At 53.0% G+C, this 20662-nt stretch carries 23 protein-coding genes; 13 read left to right on the forward strand and 10 right to left on the reverse strand.

Annotated features, from left to right (window positions below):
• Nucleotides 1-8: 8 nt before the first annotated feature.
• The 3 genes from ACYASS_RS25035 (at nucleotide 9) to ACYASS_RS25045 (ending at nucleotide 4186) form a co-directional block, all read left to right on the forward strand.
• Nucleotides 9-1676 (forward strand): TnsD family Tn7-like transposition protein, encoded by a 1668-nt coding sequence (locus tag ACYASS_RS25035; RefSeq protein ID WP_463588093.1) that lies wholly within the window; start codon nucleotides 9-11, stop codon nucleotides 1674-1676.
• A gap of 358 nt (nucleotides 1677-2034) precedes the next feature.
• A complete protein-coding gene (locus ACYASS_RS25040; protein WP_463588094.1) occupies nucleotides 2035-3666 on the forward strand; it encodes a TniQ family protein in 1632 nt (543 codons plus the stop codon).
• Between the two features lie 187 nt (nucleotides 3667-3853).
• Complete coding sequence (locus ACYASS_RS25045) at nucleotides 3854-4186, forward strand: DUF2790 domain-containing protein (RefSeq protein WP_039593249.1); 333 nt, start codon at nucleotides 3854-3856, stop codon at nucleotides 4184-4186.
• A gap of 305 nt (nucleotides 4187-4491) precedes the next feature.
• On the opposite strand, the gene ACYASS_RS25050 is transcribed toward ACYASS_RS25045, so the two are convergent.
• The 6 genes from ACYASS_RS25050 to ACYASS_RS25075 form a co-directional block, all read right to left on the reverse strand.
• Entirely contained in the window at nucleotides 4492-4959 is a 468-nt protein-coding gene (locus ACYASS_RS25050; RefSeq protein WP_039593193.1) for a DUF411 domain-containing protein, read from the reverse strand.
• Nucleotides 4949-5752, reverse strand: coding sequence for a c-type cytochrome (locus tag ACYASS_RS25055; protein ID WP_397478709.1), 804 nt, complete (start codon nucleotides 5750-5752; stop codon nucleotides 4949-4951). Before ACYASS_RS25055 ends, ACYASS_RS25050 begins: the two co-directional genes overlap by 11 nt.
• 9 nt (nucleotides 5753-5761) lie before the next feature.
• Nucleotides 5762-6736, reverse strand: a complete 975-nt coding sequence (locus ACYASS_RS25060; RefSeq protein ID WP_039593195.1) for a copper resistance protein B — start codon at nucleotides 6734-6736, stop codon at nucleotides 5762-5764.
• Nucleotides 6708-6956 carry a hypothetical protein gene (locus ACYASS_RS25065; RefSeq protein WP_143170045.1) on the reverse strand — a complete coding sequence of 83 codons (249 nt, stop codon included), beginning with the start codon at nucleotides 6954-6956 and terminating at the stop codon, nucleotides 6708-6710. Before ACYASS_RS25065 ends, ACYASS_RS25060 begins: the two co-directional genes overlap by 29 nt.
• 12 nt (nucleotides 6957-6968) lie before the next feature.
• Nucleotides 6969-8945, reverse strand: a complete 1977-nt coding sequence (locus tag ACYASS_RS25070; protein ID WP_101159749.1) for a copper resistance system multicopper oxidase — start codon at nucleotides 8943-8945, stop codon at nucleotides 6969-6971.
• A 177-nt stretch (nucleotides 8946-9122) separates the two neighbouring features.
• Nucleotides 9123-9329, reverse strand: coding sequence for a co-regulatory protein PtrA N-terminal domain-containing protein (locus ACYASS_RS25075; protein WP_019816895.1), 207 nt, complete (start codon nucleotides 9327-9329; stop codon nucleotides 9123-9125).
• Nucleotides 9330-9712: 383 nt separating this feature from the next.
• On the opposite strand from ACYASS_RS25075, the gene flgB reads away from it, so the two are divergent.
• Nucleotides 9713-10126 carry a flagellar basal body rod protein FlgB gene (flgB, locus tag ACYASS_RS25080; protein ID WP_034115527.1) on the forward strand — a complete coding sequence of 138 codons (414 nt, stop codon included), beginning with the start codon at nucleotides 9713-9715 and terminating at the stop codon, nucleotides 10124-10126.
• Between the two features lie 110 nt (nucleotides 10127-10236).
• Here the strand turns inward: flgB and ACYASS_RS25085 are convergent, their stop codons facing one another.
• Nucleotides 10237-10437, reverse strand: a complete 201-nt coding sequence (locus ACYASS_RS25085) for a heavy-metal-associated domain-containing protein (RefSeq protein ID WP_047292961.1) — start codon at nucleotides 10435-10437, stop codon at nucleotides 10237-10239.
• Between the two features lie 358 nt (nucleotides 10438-10795).
• Here ACYASS_RS25085 and ACYASS_RS25090 point away from each other — a divergent pair, with 358 nt between their 5' ends.
• The 4 genes from ACYASS_RS25090 to ACYASS_RS25105 are packed head-to-tail and all read left to right on the forward strand — an operon-like array spanning nucleotide 10796 to nucleotide 12602.
• Nucleotides 10796-11071: a metal/formaldehyde-sensitive transcriptional repressor gene (locus tag ACYASS_RS25090; RefSeq protein ID WP_073470825.1), complete on the forward strand. Its 276-nt coding sequence runs from the start codon at nucleotides 10796-10798 to the stop codon at nucleotides 11069-11071.
• Nucleotides 11072-11091: 20 nt separating this feature from the next.
• A complete protein-coding gene (gene dmeF / locus ACYASS_RS25095; protein WP_074759365.1) occupies nucleotides 11092-12006 on the forward strand; it encodes a CDF family Co(II)/Ni(II) efflux transporter DmeF in 915 nt (304 codons plus the stop codon).
• Nucleotides 12007-12045: 39 nt separating this feature from the next.
• Nucleotides 12046-12417 carry a hypothetical protein gene (locus ACYASS_RS25100; protein ID WP_024014914.1) on the forward strand — a complete coding sequence of 124 codons (372 nt, stop codon included), beginning with the start codon at nucleotides 12046-12048 and terminating at the stop codon, nucleotides 12415-12417.
• Nucleotides 12418-12419: 2 nt separating this feature from the next.
• Nucleotides 12420-12602 (forward strand): DUF1289 domain-containing protein, encoded by a 183-nt coding sequence (locus ACYASS_RS25105; protein ID WP_024616838.1) that lies wholly within the window; start codon nucleotides 12420-12422, stop codon nucleotides 12600-12602.
• Between the two features lie 37 nt (nucleotides 12603-12639).
• Here ACYASS_RS25105 and ACYASS_RS25110 read toward each other — a convergent pair whose 3' ends face one another.
• The 3 genes from ACYASS_RS25110 to ACYASS_RS25120 all read right to left on the reverse strand — a co-directional run bounded on the left by ACYASS_RS25110 (nucleotide 12640) and on the right by ACYASS_RS25120 (nucleotide 16223).
• Nucleotides 12640-14997 (reverse strand): heavy metal translocating P-type ATPase, encoded by a 2358-nt coding sequence (locus ACYASS_RS25110; protein ID WP_463588095.1) that lies wholly within the window; start codon nucleotides 14995-14997, stop codon nucleotides 12640-12642.
• Nucleotides 14998-15178: 181 nt separating this feature from the next.
• Complete coding sequence (locus ACYASS_RS25115) at nucleotides 15179-15712, reverse strand: cupredoxin domain-containing protein (RefSeq protein ID WP_019816982.1); 534 nt, start codon at nucleotides 15710-15712, stop codon at nucleotides 15179-15181.
• Between the two features lie 157 nt (nucleotides 15713-15869).
• Entirely contained in the window at nucleotides 15870-16223 is a 354-nt protein-coding gene (locus tag ACYASS_RS25120) for a co-regulatory protein PtrA N-terminal domain-containing protein (protein ID WP_024014911.1), read from the reverse strand.
• Between the two features lie 204 nt (nucleotides 16224-16427).
• Here ACYASS_RS25120 and ACYASS_RS25125 point away from each other — a divergent pair, with 204 nt between their 5' ends.
• The 5 genes from ACYASS_RS25125 to ACYASS_RS25145 all read left to right on the forward strand — a co-directional run bounded on the left by ACYASS_RS25125 (nucleotide 16428) and on the right by ACYASS_RS25145 (nucleotide 20603).
• Nucleotides 16428-17114 (forward strand): heavy metal response regulator transcription factor, encoded by a 687-nt coding sequence (locus ACYASS_RS25125; RefSeq protein WP_019816984.1) that lies wholly within the window; start codon nucleotides 16428-16430, stop codon nucleotides 17112-17114.
• Nucleotides 17114-18502: a heavy metal sensor histidine kinase gene (locus tag ACYASS_RS25130; protein ID WP_243241216.1), complete on the forward strand. Its 1389-nt coding sequence runs from the start codon at nucleotides 17114-17116 to the stop codon at nucleotides 18500-18502. The genes ACYASS_RS25125 and ACYASS_RS25130 overlap by 1 nt, the downstream gene beginning before the upstream one ends.
• Nucleotides 18503-18862: 360 nt before the next feature.
• A complete protein-coding gene (gene copC, locus ACYASS_RS25135; protein WP_024014909.1) occupies nucleotides 18863-19246 on the forward strand; it encodes a copper homeostasis periplasmic binding protein CopC in 384 nt (127 codons plus the stop codon).
• Between the two features lie 3 nt (nucleotides 19247-19249).
• Nucleotides 19250-20188, forward strand: coding sequence for a copper homeostasis membrane protein CopD (gene copD, locus ACYASS_RS25140; RefSeq protein ID WP_024014908.1), 939 nt, complete (start codon nucleotides 19250-19252; stop codon nucleotides 20186-20188).
• A gap of 73 nt (nucleotides 20189-20261) precedes the next feature.
• Complete coding sequence (locus tag ACYASS_RS25145) at nucleotides 20262-20603, forward strand: hypothetical protein (RefSeq protein WP_080377434.1); 342 nt, start codon at nucleotides 20262-20264, stop codon at nucleotides 20601-20603.
• Nucleotides 20604-20662: the final 59 nt, after the last annotated feature.

A 20662-nucleotide genomic window follows, 5' to 3' on the forward strand; every position in this document is an offset into this window, starting at 1 on the left:
GTGGTGAAGTGCACCTTAAACTCCATTTCTTCCCTGCCGCGTTTCCCGACGAGACGCTGCACAGCGTGATTTCTCGCTATGCCCGTCTTTGTGGTGTTCGTAATTGCCAAGCAGCATTTGCCGGACTGAAATCGGCGGCAGCATTTTCGCAAAATGTGGCATTCCCGAGTCATTTAGGGGATTTTGTCGATGCACTACCCAGCGGTACCGAGCTATCGGTAGCCGAGGTCCTCATGCGCCACACATTATTACCCTACTATGCGCCGTTTTTGAGGATGAGCCAGGTTGAACACGCTCGGACGCTGATGACCGCTGATGGGAAAGGCTTGATGTTAAAGCTGGGCGTCAACGCGAGCCGTATTGGATTCGCCTCCCGAGTGCGGTTATGCCCAGAATGTATCGCCCAAGATCAGGCTCAACGGGGAGTTGCTTACTGGCACAGGGTACACATGCTTCCAGGCGTGCTGGTATGTCCGCATCACGGCACGTCACTCAGGATTCTTGATCCTCGCTGGTCCAGCCGCAGCTCTCGACAACTTAATCTGCCGAGTGATGAGAATGTGCAAGCACACACGGTACTTCTCGACACCCCGTTGCGGTGTATGCCGCCGCTTCACGAAATAGCGTTGCGTTCGCTTCAGGTCATCGAGTCTGAAGTCAATGCTTTGTCGGCGGAGGCGGTGCGCTACACGCTTTTACAAAGGGCAACGCAGCTCAACCTTGCCTCTGATAACCATCGCTTGCACCTGCACATGCTGGCGCAGCACATGGCCGATTTTTTTGCCGCACTCCCGCGAGAATGGGAATTTTCTATACTCGGAGATGTTCGTGCAGGTATACCCGCCTCATGGGTCACGAAGCTGCTTCGTACGCCTATAACCTCCCACCATCCGCTCAAATACATTTTATTGGCTGGCGCTTTGGGCATTGACATGGCGAGCTTGCTGCATGGTCAATGCCCAGTGAAACAGGCGGTGGCATGTGATCCGAAAGCTCACATTCGACTTCACACGCGCCTTTCTCCGGTGATGCCTGGTGAAGGCCTGGACTGTTCGTCAGCCGCTGTGTGGAAACTTGCTCTTGAGGGAGCTGATGCCAAAAAGATCGCTGGTGTTCTAGGCGTTTCATTGGCGTATGTCTATCGGCACATCCGAAATGTACCCGGCGGGCAAGATGCTTGGAGGGAGGCACGATTTCACATTGCGCTATGCGCAAGACGCGCGGCTTTCGAGGCTGATTATCGTTTTCACAAAGCACATGCCTGCAGGGGGTATGCGTGGCTGTATCACCACGATAGGCATTGGCTTTCGGAGTCCACTGTAAACCCAAGCCCCCATCGTACGCCCCGTCTAAAAAGCACCGAAATGTTCGCTGCCCTCGATGCGAGACTGGCCGGCGAAGTCCGTCAGTGTGCTGACGCGCTTTATGCTCTTGCGGGTAAGCCTGTTCGCATTTCGCGTACCAGAATTGGCCGGGAGCTTCATGTTCTGTCTCGCTTCGAAAAGCAGCTCTGCAAGCTTCCTCTCTGTGCAGCAATGCTCGACAAAGTATGTGAACCAATTGAAGGCTTTCACGATAGGCGTCTGCGATGGGCTAGGCGCAAATTGCTCTCGGAGGGCAAGCCTGTATCACGTTCTTCGCTCTACAGGGTCGCGAGCATTCGGCCCACGCTCTAATCCAGCCAGGCATTCCCTCCATCTAAAAAGTTCTAAATCAATTCACAATGAAACATTGTTTTTCTGTAAATGAAAAATTGCACCCTCCAGAATAGGTCCGGCATACGCTGGATCATCACGATCAGCATGTAACCGAATTAGTTTTGCAATCGCCATTGGCTGACCTATCCGGGTTATCGATACGTGTTCTGTATTTCAAGGAGTACGGGCGCGGCGGGGTTTAGATGAATTCACTGCGATTAAAAGTTGAGCGGCTGTGTCATTTCCAAATCCAGATCGGATACAGAATTTTACGGGTTGCATATATACTGCCCCCGGATGCACGTTCTCTTCGACCCCTACCTTTAATTGGTAAATGATGTCTGATCTATTATTTTTTCCCGTGTCGATGCCGGATGAAATGCTGCACTCTCGTGTCACCCGCTATCACTATCTGTCAGGTAACAGAACCGCGACGGAAACCTATCGCGATTTGTTCGCATCGAAACCCTTTTGCATCGGTGGCATCGTACCCAAGCAGATCGAGAGGCTCGCGCACAGGCTGCCGGGGCAATCGGAGAGCAATCTCGCAGAGTTGATCAGTAGCAATACTACTTTTCCTGCTTACCGGCCGTTTCTTGGCGTTAAGCAGGGGCCGGAGAACGACGTAGGGCCACTGGGTTATGACGGGGTGGTACGGGTGCCCCGCAGAGAAGAGTCCACCCATGGCAAGGCTAAGCTTTGTCCTACCTGCGTTCAGGAAGATCTGATTGAGCGGGGTTCTGCCTACTGGCATCGATCTCACCAGATACCCGGTGTTGCCGTCTGTTGGCGTCATGGCGACGCATTGATCAATGCCTGCCCCGAGTGCTCTCGCCCGTTCTACCGTAAATTGAAGCTGCTTCCCAATCTGACTGAGCCATGTGCATGCGGCTGGAGCCCGTTAAACAGCGCAGCAATACACAAGGGGTCAAAGATGGAACAGAAAGTCGCTCTGTTCGCACACGATATCCTGCAACGCAATATCCCTCCGATAGGCAGTACGGTATTGAGTTCGTGCTACGTCCGCCAATGCAAGAAGCGCGGATTCATTTTCGGAAAAAATGCGGGTATTGCAAAACTGTTCGACAGCATCCAAAGCGCTTACGGCGACGAGCTTTTGGCGCAAATTGATCCGGCCTATAACACCGGGAAGCATGAGCAATGGATCCGGCTCAAATCAGACAAAGGTCAGCTAAATATGCCGCTCGCGCGGCATTTGATCATTGCTCTTCATTTGTTTTCCAGTGCAGATGGCTTTGAAGAGGCTCTGAAGAATGAGTCTATCCTGCTGAGTGCCGCTGTTTCTCCGCGAGCGCCCAAAGTCGAAGAATCGCGTCTTAGCCAAAAAACTAGATATCGCCAAAAAATCGAGTTGCTTTTAGCGCTACGTACCGATGCCGATATCGAGTACCTCTGGAAGAAGGCGTACAAACCTACGCAATGGATTCTAGAAAATGATAACGCATGGTTAATGGCAAAACTCCATGCACCTAAAAAAGCTACAGTTAAGGTCGAAAAGTCCATCGATTCTAGAGACGACGCCTATGCAGCCCTTATCGAAGCGGGCGTAGATGAGCTGTATAAAGTTACGAAAGATCCGAAGAGAGTGAACATTCGGAATTTGCAATCGCTGCTCCCAGGTTCGTTACCTCATGAGCTGGATCTACGCAAGCAGAGGTTCCCTCTTACTTATCAACAGATCAAGATTCATCAGGAGTCAGTATGGCATTTCCGTCTAAGAACTTTAGTGTGGACTGTCTCTGAACTCATCAGGATGAAGCTCCCCGTGAATTACTCGACGGTAAGATTGACCTCAGCGGTATCAAGCAAGGTTTTCCTGGCTTTTTGCAGTTTCTTCGAGTGGGATCTGGAAAGCCTGGCAAGAACCGGGGTCGACGCGGAGGTCCTGCTCAGGTCTACCGGCGTATCGAGGAATTGGGAGGGACCACCGGTTCAAATAAGCTTTTGAGGGCATCTTTGTTCCGTCACCGTCTGCCAACCTTGGGTGTTAACAAAAATCCTATCTGGCTTGAAAGCGTAAATGCGGGGTAGCGTCCACCTTTCACATTAGTAACCTTCGCGGCAGCTTTCTGAAAGCTTTCACTTGTTACTCTTTAACTCAGTAAATTGAGCTTTAGGAGAAAATCATGAAAGCAATGACAGCAGTGAAAGCGTTTTGCGCCGCTTCGATTTTGACCTTATCTTCATTAGCCATGGCTGAAGGAGGCGGTGACCGCGTGTATGGTCGAATGATGCAAGAGAACCAACAAGCAATGGAGCAATATGCCTCAAGGAACGGCAAGACTCCTCCTGAAGTTGTTCATTATGAATATGGTATGAACCTCGATATCCAGAAGGTCGTCAGTGTCACGCAAGCCAATAAAACCTGTGGGGTTGCTCCTTCACGCATGACCTATGAAGACTCTACGGGCAAGCTTAACACCGTGGAATATAAGGTCATGGCCGACAACTGCCCCCATGGAAGCTAGACAATGAAAATTATTTAAGAACTGCATAATTTTCCTTTGTCCGAAACTAGCTTACTGCTCGCTGACTTAGAAGTAATTTTCAGGAAAGCCTGAAGTTATCCACTTTATGAAATCATGTCCGTCAGTCGAGGGGTTTCTAACGTGCAGTAAACAATTGCTCGACCACCTGATACATCCCGCCTCCTTGTTTTTCCTTTGGTTTGGGAGGTGGCTTAGGCGCCCTAGTGGCGCCTTTTTTACGTTCGAAATGAGCTATGTCCTCTGCACGGCCATGACCTTCACCATGCAGGAGCGAGATTAGAAGATCAGTTTTCGGGGTATTCAGCGACGACGTGGTCTGTGCCTGCCTTTGACAAGCCGATTACCTTATACGCGTCATGTTTCCCGTCCACTTCCATTCCTGGGGAGCCGGCCGGCATGCCTGGAACGGCAATCCCGAGCAGGTCATCACGTTTGCTCATCGCAATGATTTGCTCGGCGGGCACGTGACCTTCAACAAACTTTCCGTTGATGGTTGCTGTGTGACAGGACGAGAGCTCAGGAGAAATTCCGAAACCGCGCTTGATCGCGCTCATGTTGGTTTCCACGTGATCAACGACGGTAAAGCCGCTGGCTTCAAGGTGCTGGACCCATTTCTTGCAGCACCCGCAATTAGCGTCGCGATGTACATCGATCGTCAATGGCTCTGCTGCGTGACTGGCTGAACTGATGAACAGAGCCACGAAAGCAGCGAGACGAAGTGCCCGTCTGCGACGAAGAGAATTATTTCGCATGGGTATGTTCCTTCCCATCAGTATGTGTATGTGATTTGGGCTGTACGGTTGGAGTCGGGGCCGCGTCATCTGAAGCTTCCCTACCCTTATGATCGGCGTGGTCAGCAGGCTCCTTTGCAGATGGCGCTGCGGAGGGGCCATGGGCATGTGCCGTGTTTTTCTCGTCATCATGAGCGCGGACTTCCGCCCTTTGGTCGGAAGCACCTGCGCCACTTTGCCCCTGGATCGTTCCATGCTGACCCTCATGGTTGTGCATCACGCTTTCGCCACCACCGTGTTGATGGCCACTGCTACTCGTGATCAGAGCTTTGTATTGCTCTGCATCCAGTGACGGAAGCTGCTGGAGAAATGCAACCATCCCCCATACGTAGGGATCGGCCATGCTTTTGCCCCACGCGGGCATGCCGGTGGATTTGATTCCGTGTTTGATGATCCAAAAAGCTGCAGCTGGGTGCCCGTCGACGCCCAGTTTCGAAAGATTCGGAGGTGCAGGGTAAAGGCTGTTACTCAGTTCGGTGCCTGCAAGCCCCGGAGCCAAATGGCAACCGACACACATCGAGTTGTAGTTGCCAGCACCTTCACGGATGAGAGCTTCTTGGCTCAGGTCGGGGACCTGAATGTCGCGCGAGCGCACGTGTATCGAGCGATCCCGAGCAATAGAAAGTAGCGCGTAGACGGGGGCAGAGTGGGGATCATCCGCCCCGACATTGATCACGCCGAAATACACCACGCCGGCAGCCGCTGCTACGGTGGCCAGACCAGCAGCTATTAGTGCCTTCAGTGTAATCTTCATGCCCGGTTCTCAGAACCACATCCGTATACCGGCGACAAAGCGTGCCTCGCTGGCATCTTCACCTTCCTCACGTGCAAAGTCTGCCGTATTGCCATAGGAACGGCTCCAACTCACCCCGATATAAGGGGCAAATTGGCGGACAATCTCATAACGCAATCGGAGCCCCACTTCGGTGTTGGCTAATCCGGACCCGATGCCGCGCTGAGGGTCATTCTTCCCATAAAAATTGACCTCGGCCGTCGGCTGCAAGATCAATCGATTCGTCAGCAGAATGTCGTAATCGCCTTCCAGTCGAGCAGCCGATTGACCGTTCTCACCGATGTAGGCAGTTGCTTCGGCCTCGAAGTTGTAGAGGGCCATGCCCTGAATGCCGAGTGCGGCCCAGGTTTGAGGGGACCCTGGTTTGAAATCCTGTCGTACACCGGTGACGACGTCCCACCACGGTCCGATGGAGTGCCCCCAGAGCGCGGATAATTCAGCGCTTTCCGTCACGCCATTGGTACGTTCGCCTTCCGAGCGCAACCACAGTCGATCAATGTCACCGCCGATCCATCCTTTCGCATCCCAGGCCAACGCACTACCGTTGTCAGCATCCTGGTATTCAAACTTATCCAGCAGCATGAAAGAGTTGATTGTTTTGTCGTGGACACCATGACCAGCGACATCTGGGAAGGCGGCTGCACGGTCAGCATCGGTAAGAACGGGGATAGGGGTTCGACTGGTTGTCGTCGTCCCTTCATCCATACTTTCCATGCCGGTCATTTGACCGTCGTCCATTTTCATCTTGCTGTGCTCCATAGCCCCCATGTTGCTATGGTCCATCGCTCCCATGGAGCCATGGTTCATCTTGGAGTGATCCATCTCTTCAGCGGCGTGAGCCACGGCAAAGAAGACAGGACTCGTAGAAACTGCCAATACCATCAACGTTGGGCGTAAAAAATTCCTGGTCATGATCTCAATCCGCCTTCTTGTTTTCTTGGTCATGATCCATCGACTCATGGCGCATCTTGGTATGAGGCATCGTCGCGTGATTCGGCGTTGCCTCGTTTGACGTGGTCGCAGTCTTGTTCGGCGCATCCGCAGAAGTAGCAGGTGAAGGATCACCACGTTCTTCGACTGCCAATGCTACGCAGGAGAATCCACCCATCAGGCCAAAGGCAAAGAGGCAACCGACCAGCGATTTACGATTTAGGTGTGTGCTCACAGATCGTCTCCTTTACTCATCAACCCGTACTTCACGGAACATGCCCATTTCCATATGGAAAAGCAGGTGGCAGTGATAGGCCCAGCGACCTAAAGCATCGGCGGTGACTCGATAGCTGCGCTTGGTACCCGGTGGCATGTCGATTGTGTGCTTACGTACCATGAACTTGCCGTTTTCATCTTCAAGGTCGCTCCACATTCCATGAAGGTGGATGGGGTGCGTCATCATGGTGTCGTTTACCAAGGTGATGCGAAGACGCTCCCCGTACTTGAGGCGAAGGGGCTCAGCATCAGAAAATTTGATGCCGTTGAAGGACCAGGAAAACTTTTCCATGTGACCGGTCAGATGCAGCTCAATGGTGCGATTGGGCTCTCGGCCATCAGGGTCCTGGAAAGTGCTCTTCAGATCTGAGTAAGTGAGCACGCGTCGACCGTTGTTCCGCAAACCGATACCTGGATCGTTCAGTTTTGGCGTTGGGTTCATGGCCTGCATGTCAACCAACGGGTTGTTGGTTTCGGAAGCTGGGTGAGATTGCATCTCGCCTCCCATGCCCCCCATGCCTCCCATCTGGCTGTGATCCATGCCGGCCATGTTGGGCATGTCACCTTTGTCCATCCCCGCCATCTTGCTGTGGTCCATGCCGGCCATGTTGGACATGTCACCTTTGTCCATACCTGCCATCTTGCTATGGTCCATGCCGGCCATATTAGTCATGTCACCACTGTCCATGCCGGTCATCCCGGTCATGCCACCTTCGTCCATTCCCTGCATCTTGCTGTGATCCATGCCAGCCATACCTGACATGTCACCCGGTTTCATATCGCCGCCGCCCATGCCAGCCATGCTGCCATGGTCCATGCCAGCCATACCGCCCATGCCCATGTCATCCATGGTCAACAGCGGACGCGGATCGATCGCCGGTACCGGTGCTTTCAGTCCTTCACGAACTGCCAAGGTCCCCCGCGCATAGCCGGTTCTATCCATGGACTGGGCGAAGATTGTGTAAGCCTCCTCGGTGGCAGGCTCAACAATCACATCATAGGTTTCTGCCACGGCGATGCGGAATTCATCGACACTGACTGGTTGGACATATTGGCCGTCGGCCGCCACCACGGTCATTTTCAAACCAGGAATGCGAACATCGAAATAGCTCATCGCTGAGCCATTGATAAAGCGCAGGCGCAGCTTCTCGCCAGGCTTAAAAATACCGGTCCAGTTGCCGTTCGGCGCTTGGCCATTCATGAGGTAGGTGTAGGTATCCCCGCTGACGTCTGCCAGATCAGTGGGGTTCATTTTCATTTCGGCCCACATTTTCCGGTCGGCGACGGCAGCAGACCAACCTTGCTTGCTGACGTCGTCGATGAAGTCGCCCACGGTACGTTTGTGGTGGTTGTAGTAGTCCGATTGTTTCTTGAGTTTGGCCATGACGCGACCAGGATCCTCATCGGTCCAGTCAGTCAGCATCACCACATAGTCGCGATTGTATTGAAACGGCTCAGGCTCTTTCGAATCGATGACTATTGGCCCGTAAACACCTGCCTGCTCTTGCAACCCAGAATGGCTGTGGTACCAGTACGTGCCGTTTTGATGCACCTTGAACTTGTATTCGTACATGCCGTCGGGCGCGATGCCGTGGAAGCTCAAACCCGGTACGCCATCCATGTTGGCAGGCAAAATAATGCCGTGCCAGTGGATGGAGGTGTCTTGATCCAGACGGTTCTTCACGCGCAGAGTGACCGTCTCCCCTTCGCGCCAACGCAGCAAAGGCCCCGGCAACGAGCCATTGATGGTCATGGCTGTGCGCGGCGAGCCAGTGATGTTTACCGGCGTTTCACCAATAAACAGATCAAATTCGTTGCCGGTGAGGACGCTCGGCAGGCCTGGACTGGTCACTGCCCATACAGGAGTGCGCCACAGACCAAGGCCGCCAAGGATGCCGCCGGCGGCCAGGCCTTTAACGAATGTCCGTCTAGAGGTTTTGGAATGCATGCCGTTTATTTCCAATCAGTCAAAAGGGAGCCGTTCAAATCAACCCGTGAGTTGGCAAGATGAGCTTCGCTTACCGAAAAAAAGACGAATTTTTCATTGCAGGCGAGCTTAGAAATTGCCACATCTAAACCACCTTCGTGATTACATTTCTGTCAGCTTGGCCGCGTGCCTAATCGTTCAGCAGTTTTTATGATCCATCGCTTTGGCTTTGCTTTCAGCGACAGGCGGTTGAGCGCTCTGCGTTTGAGCTACCTGGTACGATTCCATCGAATTCGTCCTGGCCACTTCCATACGTGCGAAAGTCCGGTCACCACCGCCTTCAGCCATGGCCAGAGTGGAAACAGTCAGCGCTGCGACGACGAACAAGGTTTTGATGGTGTTCATATGGGCTACCTCAGATGTGTGAAAATATCCCCTCTGAATCACATCATGGATTGGACTCTTTGGGGGTGAGCAATAGACTCAGTTGGACTATAAGAGACACCCCCTGTCAGGAAGCTTAGGCCAATATTACAGTTGTGTCAGTTTGGGATATTTTTCTTGAAGTACACGCTATTTAATACGTATGGTCTCCATCTTTTCGCATTGCGCGACTTTTATTGAATATAAGATTGAAGTGTAATCATTGCTTTGGGTTCCATTAATTCTCACGGAGGCGATGTTCTAGGTCTCTCCATTAAAATTAATAGGAGACTTGAATGCGCTGCTGCAACAGCTGAATGTTCAATGATCACAGAAGATAGTAATGCCACCGAGGGTGATTAATTGTGAGCATTAATTTTGAGAAAGCATTAGGCTCCGCAGAAAGAGCGTTAGTTTATCGTGGCCAAAGAGCTGAGATCTTGAGTAACAATATCGCGAACGCTGACACTCCGAACTTCAAAGCCCAGGACTTGGATTTTTCTACTGTGCTCGCCAGCCAAACCAAAGAACCTGCTACCACTGCGTTTTCTTTGAAAACAACAAACGCAAAGCATTTTCTTAAGAAAGAATCGGCGGTGGCTATATACGGGCGCGACTTGCTTTACAGCACGCCGGCTCAGCCTGCCTTGGACCAAAATACTGTCGATCAGCAGGTCGAGGTCGCCAAATACACAGAAAACGCAATACGTTTCAACGCGGCTTTTACTCGGTTGAATGGAGCATTCAAGGGTTTGCTCAAAGCTCTGCGCGGTGACTAGCAGCGCAGGCGCATGCGAGCCCATTTTGACCGACACAGCAGCTTAAGTACTCCTAGATTCAGAGGTATTCTCCTCCAGACGGCGCTCTACTTAGGAGCAGGAATCTCCGTTCAATGGCTGATCTTGGAAGGAAAGCCAACCGCCTCCACAGCTTTACGAAGCTGTTCCGCGTTTTCGCTACTTTCAACACTCACCTTACCGGTTGATCGATCGACTGAGACCGTAGCGTTGCCGTCCAGTGCCTGGATCGCTCTGGTGATTTTGCCGACGCAGCTGCCGCAACCAATGCCTGATACATCTAAGACGACCATGTTAATTATCCTCGTGCTGAGCGGTGTCTTTTCCCCGCAGCTAAAGCATCGACGTTGACACCGTGGCAAGGTCAACAATTATCTAATCAAGGCCGTGAGCGTCATTTCGAGAAATTTCACAAACTTGACCACCCGGTTGTTAATCAGCTCACTACCGTTTGAACGGATTCGACCAGTGCGCCCTATGGCCCTGGTCGGTTGAGGTCGCCTAACGGCACATTGCGGCTCTCTTGCTTGATCCCTCGATTTTGTAAGCCTCTCGTTCCGTCAAAAAGCTTTGATCTGTCCTCCCGCGAACCTTGCATAGGTATAGGGGGTACGCCTATCATGCGAGCTAATATAGCCAGGGGGGTATCACGTGGGCCACATCGCATCACACAAAGACGATCTTCTTAAACGCGTAAAACGTATTGCCGGACAGATTCAAGCTGTTGAACGAGCATTGGAATCGGATCTCGACTGCGCCAAGACACTCCATCTTGTTGCGGCCACTCGGGGTGCCATCAACGGGCTGATGGAAGAGATCATCGAGGATCACGCACGAGAGCATGTCGCGAACCCTGCGCTCAGCGAAGAAGAGCGTAACAAGGGCGTCGAAGAGCTTCTTGAAGCTATCCGCCGGTACTCCAAGTGAATGCATCCAGGTAAACACGTATGAGCAGGACAGACATCGATTACACACACGACCACGTGTTTCTAGGCTCAGCGCACGACGAGAATGCCAAGCGTACGCTTTGGGTTGTAGCACTCACGGTGGTAATGATGATCGGGGAGATCACCGCCGGCTATATCACGGGTTCGATGGCGTTACTGGCCGATGGCTTCCACATGGCAACCCATGCCGGCGCATTGGGCATCGCGGCGGCCGCTTACGGATACGCAAAACGCCACGCTACCAGCCAGCGCTACAGTTTCGGTACAGGAAAGGTTGGAGACTTGGGCGGGTTCGCCTCGGCGCTGATTCTCGGCATTGTTGCGTTGGGCATTGGCGTTGAATCGGTCATGCGTTTGTTGCAGCCAACACCGGTTCAATTTGGCACCGCGACCCTCATCGCCGTTGTCGGTTTGCTCGTCAACATTGTCAGTGCCCTGCTGCTGGGGCATGGGCACGACCACGACCACGACCACGATCACCCTCATGCCCACAACGGAAACGACAACAACTTGAGGTCGGCCTATGTCCATGTCATTGCAGACGCGTTGACGTCGATTCTGGCCATCGCTGCATTGCTTGCCGGTCGGTATCTGGGCTGGGTGTGGCTCGACCCGGTCATGGGTATCGTCGGCGCTATCGTTATCGCGCGTTGGGCCTGGACCTTGATGGGGGTAACTGCGGGCGTGTTGCTCGATCAGACCGACGCCCACGTTGCCGAGGAAATCCGCGAACTCGTTGAGAAACCGGGTGGCGCTACCATTACAGACTTGCACGTTTGGAGGGTGGGTCCTCAAGCGCGCGCGGCGATCGTCAGCGTTCTAGGTGAAGCCACTGTGAACGCCGACAGCATTCGTGAACGTCTCAAACCGGTTCACGAAGTCAGCCACCTGACCGTCGAGTTCCGACAAACATGACTCAGCGCCTGTCCAGCACAGCCTCTATAGGAAACACCGATGCCGCCCGGTAAACGTGAGCTGGCTCGAATCGAGCGCCAGTTGATCGTCACGCTCACCGACGCGTGCGAAACAGCAAAGGACGAGATAAAGGGCTTTATTTGGCTCACTCACACCGCTGACCTAAGTGCGTTGGCTGAAACCCTAAAGGTCATCTGGGTGTTCGAAACCCTGGCTGACAGGAAGCGGGCCGAGATTGATGCGAAGGCCCGCATCTTTGAGTTGACGGCGATCGCCTTGAAAGAGGCCAATCTTGACCTGCCTGTTTCAGACCGCAATGTCCGCTTTGACTCGGAGCAAGAGTGCCAACGCACGCACATAGGCGACTGGAAACGTCGCATGGCTCAACTACATAAAGCTAAGGGGGACTGACCATGGCAAAAGAAATCGAGAATCCTTGTATCTCGGTTTGCCAACTCAGTGGTGATCTGTGTGTGAGCTGCGGGCGAAGCAAGGAAGACATCAGAAAGTGGAAGCGCATGAAGCGGCCTGAAAAAATGGCCGCTGTGCAACGGGCGAATGCGCGCTTAAAGGGACTGAAGAAAGCACATGGATAGCCATTCCCCCGAGTTAAAACCGCTGCAATTTTGAAGGTCAGTCAACTCGGGTATTCCTCAGCCTCAATGCATTGAAAACTACAGATGCAGAACTGACGCTCATGGCTATGGCAGCGATCATTGGCGACAGGAGGTGCCCCGTCAATGGATAGAGCAAACCAGCGGCAAGAGGTATACCCATTGAGTTGTAGAGAAAAGCAAAGCCCAAATTCTGGCGCATGTTTTTAACTGTGGCGACCGAAAGAGCTCGTGCTCGTAAGATCCCCATCAGGTCACCTTTTACCAGCGTGAGTTGCGCGCTATTCATCGCCACGTCTGTCCCCGTTCCCATGGCTATCCCCACATCTGCTCGCGCTAGGGCCGGAGCATCGTTGATACCGTCACCCGCCATGGCCACTTTTCGCCCGTATTGCTGTAGGTCTGCCACCAGGCGCTCCTTGTCTTGGGGTTTGACTTCACCGTGGACTTCTTCAATCCCCATTTCCCTAGCGACAGCCCGAGCGGTAGTAAGCCCGTCCCCAGTAGCCATGATGATTTTAACGTCGTGAGCCTTAAGCTTGGTGACGGCCTCTTTTGAGGTTGGCTTGATCGGATCTGAGACGGCCAACAAACCTGCCAATGCGCCGTCGACGGCGAGGTAGACAATACTGATGCCGTCAAGTCGCAATACCTCAGCGCGCTCTTGTAGGGGGCTGGTGGTCACGCCTGCGGCTTCCATCAACGCGGTGTTCCCCAGCTGGAGCTTTTTGCCATCGACAACGCCACTGACCCCGATACCCGAATCAGACTCAAAGGATTCCGGCTTGGTCAGCTTGATGTTCTCGGATCTGGCGTGATCGACGATCGCATGTGCTAAAGGATGCTCGCTGCCCTGATCAAGGCTGGCAGCCAGGTGAAGGACGTCGTCGCGATTGAAGGTGGGAGTGGCCTCCACGCTGTGAAACACGGGCCGTCCCTCTGTCAGGGTGCCTGTCTTGTCGACAACCAGCGTGTCGATTCTGCAAAGGCTCTCAATCGCACTGGCATCTCTGAACAAAACACCCATGCTTGCTGCTTTACCTGTCGACACCATGATCGACATAGGCGTAGCAAGTCCCAACGCACAGGGACAAGCGATGATCAGCACGGCGACAGCGTTGATTAGACCAAACACCCAACTGGGCTCAGGGCCGAAAAGCCCCCAACCGATAAATGTCATTATCGCAATCGTGATAACACCCATCACGAAGTAGCCGGCAATCGAGTCGGCCATTCGTTGCATCGGAGCCTTGGAACGCTGAGCTCTCGCGACCATCTGTACGATCTGGGACAGCATGGTTTCGGCACCGACCTTCTGCGCCTCCATTACCAGGCTTCCATGCGTATTCAGCGTGGCACCGATCAGGCTATCTCCAGCTTTCTTCATTACCGGGACTGGCTCGCCAGTGAGCATCGACTCATCCACCGCACTTTCACCCTCAAGTACCGAACCATCAACTGGCACCTTTTCACCTGGTCTGACCCGTAAGTGGTCTCCCAGGTGCACATGGGTGAGAGGAATATCTTCCTCCTGGCCATCGGCATTGATCCGACGTGCAGTTTTGGGCGAAAGGCCGAGAAGAGATTTAATGGCGGCGGAAGTTTGTGATCGGGCTTTGAGCTCAAGGATCTGCCCAAGCAACGTGAGCGAGATGATGACCGCTGCCGCTTCGAAGTAAACGCCGATACGTCCATCTTGCATGAAATTGGCGGGAAAACTTTGGGGGAAGAGCGTTGCTATGACGCTGTACAGATAAGCTGCGGCGGTGCCCAACCCAATCAGAGTCCACATGTTGGGACTGCGATTTTTAACCGAGGCCAGTCCCCTTACAAAAAAAGGCCATCCTGCCCATAAGGTCACGGGTGTCGCCAGAGCGAACTCGATCCAGTTTTGAGCTGAACCATGAAGAAGTTGTAACGAGTGACCCGCCATCGCGAGCACGGTTACGACCACGGTTAAGGGCAGCGACCACCAGAAGCGGCGATTGAAATCCCGGAGTTCAGGATTTTCTTCTTCATCAAGCGCCGGCATGACAGGCTCTAGTGCCATGCCACATTTAGGACAGTTACCGGGTCCGGTCTGCCGTATTTCAGGATGCATCGGGCACGTAAATTCAGCGCCCGTTTGTACCGCAGACTCCGGCGTTGTGCTGCCTGACTCGTCGCGCGCCACGTGGCCACTGTAGCGCTCAGGGTCCGCTCGAAACTTCTCCTGGCATTTCAGGCTACAGAACCGATACGTCTGTCCCTGGTAAGTCTCAGCAAATTTACTCGACGAAGTGACTGCCATTCCACACACCGGGTCATGTAGATCAGCATCATCCCGGGAAGCAGCATGGGTGTGATTATGGTCGTGATGGCCAGAGGTGGTAGGCATGTCTATTCCCCTTGTAAGGTGCTACTAGAAATGAGCATATTCAGTACAACGATTATTTGCGGCTCCACAGTGGTGCGGTGATGTTTCCGCACGGACCCCGGCTGAGTAAGCGTTGCTATGTTACTTGCGACTTAGCGTAGCCAACTCTTGCGTCGGGCCGGCAGAAATAGCCGACTCCGGTTTATTTCAGATCAAACTCGCCGACCATTCCCGATTGGTAATGCCCCGGCACGTTGCAGGCAAACTGAAGCCCTGCACTGTCGTTGAAGGTCCAGATCAGCTCTTGGGTTGAGCCAGGCTCAATCAGGACACTGTTAGGGTCGTCATGCTCCATTGCGACCATCTTCATTCCGCCCATGCCGTGGCTCATGCCGCTCATCTTCCCGGTACCGGTAGGGCTTAGTGTTCCGTTCTTGAACATGCTTGCCATTTCTTTCTGGTGTGCTGCATGAGCAGCGGCTTTGCCGATGTTGAACTCATGCAGCAGCGAACCCTCGTTGCGAAGGACAAAGCGGATTGTTTCACCAGGTTTTACGTCGATGCTTTTAGGCTTGAAAAAAATGTCGCCCATCTCGACCTCTACAGTGCGGGTAACGTCAGAGGCCACACCAGGCTGGCCTATGTCGTCTTGTCCATGCCCAGCATTAGCCATAGCCGTAGCAGCGAAAAAAAGGGTCATTGCTGCGATGAACGGGGTAGCGAGCGTAGTTTTCATGGTGACCTCAGGAATACGTGGGAACATTGGCTATGCTAATGATGCTCAGCTGCCAGCTAACTGACTTGGGCATTACTTCTTTGTCAGTTTTCTAAATAGATACGGCGTCCAATTGACGCCGCAACAAGATGCTGACAAGTACTTATCCTGGGGGCGTTTATTGATGGTTTTCTGAAAGCATCAATTTGTGCTCGCGCTGCATCTGGCGCAAAACGTCGTCAACAATTTTGTCGTGCTTCTCCATCCAGGCTAGATGCTGTTGGGGTGACATTGAGGCATCTGGGTGATCGTTGTGGAGCTGGCTCATGATGTCGCCAAGCATCTTCATGTGTTCTGCCATGTGGACGTGACGCTCTCCTTCAGGGGCTTGTTCAGCTTTCATCAACGTGGCCTCGGCCTTGTCGCGCAAACCTTCCATACGCTCAATCACACGATCTCCGCCGCTTTCAGCCCACACAGAAGCCGAGACCAGTATCGAGCTTACAAAAAACAGCATTTTCAGGTGGTTCATCGGGGTAGCTCCTCATGAGGGAATCCGACTTCCATACGATTCATCGCTCAGAGGTCGGTCGAGCACCAATGAAGTGCTCATGTCTGAACCCTAGCCAGCACTCGCTGACATCTACCTGAAGCCAAGATTACTTTTCTGTCAGTTGCTGGTTGGCTGCCAGTTTTCGTTGCAGACTCCGCTTAACCTTTATCTGAGAACGACCTCATGAGACTTCTTGTCGCTGAAGACGAACCAAAAATAGGTATCTATTTGCAGCAAGGGCTCAACGAGGCCGGGTTCAATGTCGACCGTTTCACGAATGGAAAAGAGGCGCTTCAGCACGCTTTGAGCGAAGCCTATGATCTGCTGATTCTCGACGTCATGATGCCGGGTTTGGATGGCTGGGAAGTCCTGCAGAAGGTGCGCGCTTCCGGGAAAGACGTCCCGGTGCTTTTTCTCACCGCCAGAGACCGCGTTGAAGACCGAGTGAAGGGACTTGAACTCGGTGCGGATGACTATCTGATCAAACCCTTCGCGTTTTCTGAATTGCTTGCTCGAGTCAGAACGCTGCTGCGTCGCGGTAGCAGCGCACCTTCGCAAACCTTTATGAAACTGGCTGACCTTGAAGTGGACCTGCTCAAGCGTCGAGCCATCCGAGGAGGCAAACGCATAGACCTTACGGCCAAAGAGTTCGCGTTGCTTGAGCTTCTGCTGCGTCGTCGAGGGGAGGTGCTGCCAAAGTCTCTTATCGCCTCCCAGGTTTGGGATATGAACTTCGACAGCGATACCAACGTTATCGAGGTTGCAGTGAGACGGCTCAGGGCCAAGATAGACGACGATTTTGAGGTCAAGTTGATTCATACCTCAAGGGGAATGGGTTACATGCTCGATGCACCAGATTCGGAGTCGTGATGAACCGGATGTCCCTGACGACTCGTATGAGTCTGATGTTTATGCTCGCGGTAACGGCCGTGCTCACGGTCGCCGGACTCAGTTTCAATAACCTCAGCCGGCATCATTTCAAGATGCTGGATCAGCAGGCATTGTACGAAAAACTCCACTCGACCCAGCGGATCTTGTCCGGGCTGAGCAACATCGATCAATTCAGCGAGGCTAAACCGGAGTTAGAAGCGCTGCTGGGCGCACACCGTGATTTGACTGCGCTTATCATCGATGGCGACGGCAAGGTGCTGTTTGCGGATCCCGGCCCGGTCGACGTTCCGAAGGCGTTTCGAACAACCACAAACACAACCGTCTGGGAATGGCGGGAGCAAGAGCAGATGTTCCGTGGTGTGACTGCGCAATCCGTAGTGACGGGACAAGAAAGGCCATTAACTGTCATGTTGATTTTTGACGTTACGCAGCATATGTCCTTTTTCGAGACGCTCGAACGATGGTTTTGGATAGGGTTGGTGATCAGCGCATTGGTCAGTGCTGCACTCGGCTGGATGGTAGCTAGCAGTGGCATGCGGCCTATCCGCCAGGTCACACGGGTTGCTGCCTCCATGTCAGCAAAATCACTCAAGGAGCGTATTCCCCTGGCACCCGTTCCGAAAGAGCTTCAACAGATGGTGTTGTCGTTCAACGCCATGTTATCCAGGCTCGACGATGCATTTGTCCGGTTATCCAACTTTTCGGCAGACATTGCCCACGAACTACGGACCCCCGTGAGCAACTTGATGACCCACACTGAAGTGGTGCTTTCGAGAAAAAGAAACATCGAGGACTACGAAGACAATTTGTACTCCAATCTTGATGACTTGAAGCGCATGAGCCGGATGATTGATGACATGCTTTTTCTGGCGAAATCTGACAATGGTCTAATTACGCACGAGAGCAAGCCAATAGACCTGGTGGCTGTCGTGGAAAAATTGCTTGAGTACTACCGCCTGTTGGCTGATGAACGAGGGATCGAGCTCAAGGTTTCAGGACGGGGGAGCGTGCGAGGTGATGTTCTTATGCTCCACCGAGCGATTTCCAATCTGCTCTCAAATGCGCTGCGCTACACCTATGAAGGGACGTCAATCAGTGTCGATATTCAGCACAAGGATGCGTCGGTAACGGTTGTCGTGGAAAACTATGGTGAGCCCATTGCCCCCGAACACCTTGAAAAGCTGTTTGATCGTTTTTATCGCGTGGACCCAGCGCGGCGAGAAGGAAGTCCGAGCAACGCAGGGCTAGGTCTGTCAATTACCCGATCAATTGTCGAAGCGCACAATGGCAAGATCTGGTGTACGTCAGGCGACGGGAAAACGGCTTTTCATCTTGAGTTTCCGGCCGTCGATTCAACGGTTAGCTGAGCGACGAACATTTGTGATCATCGGCGGGTTGGCGTTCTGCGCTTAGCTACGCCTCTGCGGATTTTGTAGATCGATTTAACTCCCCGGTCCTGCGGTATGCCGTCTCTTTTCCAGGCCTTGCTACGCTCAACGACTAGATGCCAAACATCGGATCAAGCTGACTGAAATGTAATCGAACAGTTTGTGATCGTGTGGCATCGTGTTCTCGCACTGTAACGTTAGGGCTAGCGAGTTTCTCCTGTTCAACCTGGCGAAGAGGACGGGGGCTCCGAGTTAATCAACAGTGGTTTTTAAAGAAATTAAAAACTAGTTCCTCCCAAAAAACCTCGAATCAACAGCGCTTGCTGTGAGGAGTCTTGCATGTCATTCCTTAAAACTACGTCCGTGGCCGTTGCAATCACTGCTGGTTTGCTTCTGAGTGCAGTGGCCCAGGCACATCCGAAACTACTTTCTTCCACTCCGGCAGAAGGCTCGGATGCGGCGGCTCCGTCGAAAATCGAACTGCATTTTTCTGAGAATCTCACCACTCAGTTTTCCGGTGCAAAGCTGATCATGACCGACATGCCTGGCATGCCTAACTCCCCCATGGGTGTAAAGGCCGCTGTCGCTGCTGGTGGTGATCCGAAAACGATGGTGATTACGCCGGCTGCACCGCTGACCACCGGTACCTACAAAGTTGAATGGCGTGCAGTGTCTTCGGACACCCACCCGATCACCGGCAACTTTTCATTCAAAGTGAAATGATCCATGAGCGACTCATTAAATATCGTGGTTCGCTTTGCTCTCTATTTTGACCTGATGTTGTTATTTGGACTGGCCATATTCGGCTTGTACAGTCTCAGGGGAAAGGAAAGGGTATCGGGCACGGTCTTGAACTTTGAGTCGCTTCTTTACGGTACTTCTATTGCAGGTGTAGCTCTGTCCCTTGCTGCGATGTTGTTGCTTGCAAAAGCAATGAGCGGTGTATCGGAGCTTATGGAGCTACATCACCACATTTTTGAAATGGTCATCATGGGCACCGATGTTGGGTTGACCTGGATGGTTCGGATAGCCGCCTTGGTGGGGGCAATTCTGGGCGTCGCGTTGAATAAACGATATCCGACACCCAGCCTCTGGATCGTCACCGCCTGTGGAGCAATCGCGTTGGCCACGCTAGCCTGGACAGGGCATGGTGCCATGGACGAAGGCAGCCGCCGCTACTGGCATTTTCTCAGCGACATTTTCCATTTATTAGCGGCAGGTGGCTGGTTGGGTGCTCTAGCGGCCTTCGCTCTACTGCTGCGGTTGAAATCGCTGAAGGGTGAGGAGGAAGCACGTATTCTTGCCCGCGTGCTGACTGGCTTTGAGTCGGCCGGCGGTGTGATTGTTGCGATCATAAGCGTTACGGGAGTTGTAAATTATCTTTTCATCGTCGGTCCCAACCTTGATGAGGTCATGCTCAGTACCTATGGTCAGTTGCTGTTTTTGAAGATCCTGCTCTTTGCCGGGATGATCGTTTTAGCGACGCTGAACCGCTTTCACTTAAGCCCGCTATTGGAGCGCTCGGTTCGCAATGGTCAATACTCTGTAGCGGTCAATGCCTTGCGCCGCAGCATGAAATTCGAATTCCTGATGGCAATCCTCATCATCTGTCTTGTCGCATGGTTAGGCACGCTAAGTCCTGAAATGGAAATGAGCGCGCAATAGAGGTTTCTGGCAGCTAACCAAGAAGCCTAGAACGTGATTGTTAGCACCATTTCTACTGGCTACACTTCAGCCCATGACACGCTATCTACGGCTTTGCCTGATTTTCCTGATTAGCCTGGCGCTTCCCTTCAGCGGGATGGCGGGTGTTCAGGCGCCGACAGAGCCGTGCCCCATGCAAACCATGGGCATGGCGATGATGGACGGCATGGGCCAAGACTGCTGCCATGACATGAAAAGCCCAACCGAGCACGGTAAACCCTGTAAGCCGGGCCAGGAGTGCAAGACCGGCGGCATGCTGCAAGTCTCCATCATCAAGCCTCCGGTGACCCTGTCGAGCCCCCTCGCAGCGTCCATCTCCATAGATTCCCATCCTGTGCAAACCCCATCAGGGGTATGGCGACCTCCCCGCATTTGATTCCTGTACCACACTGAGCCTCATTCCGCGTCAGGCGGTATGGGATATCTGCGTGCATC

The organism is Pseudomonas sp. HP_14, from assembly GCF_055283875.1.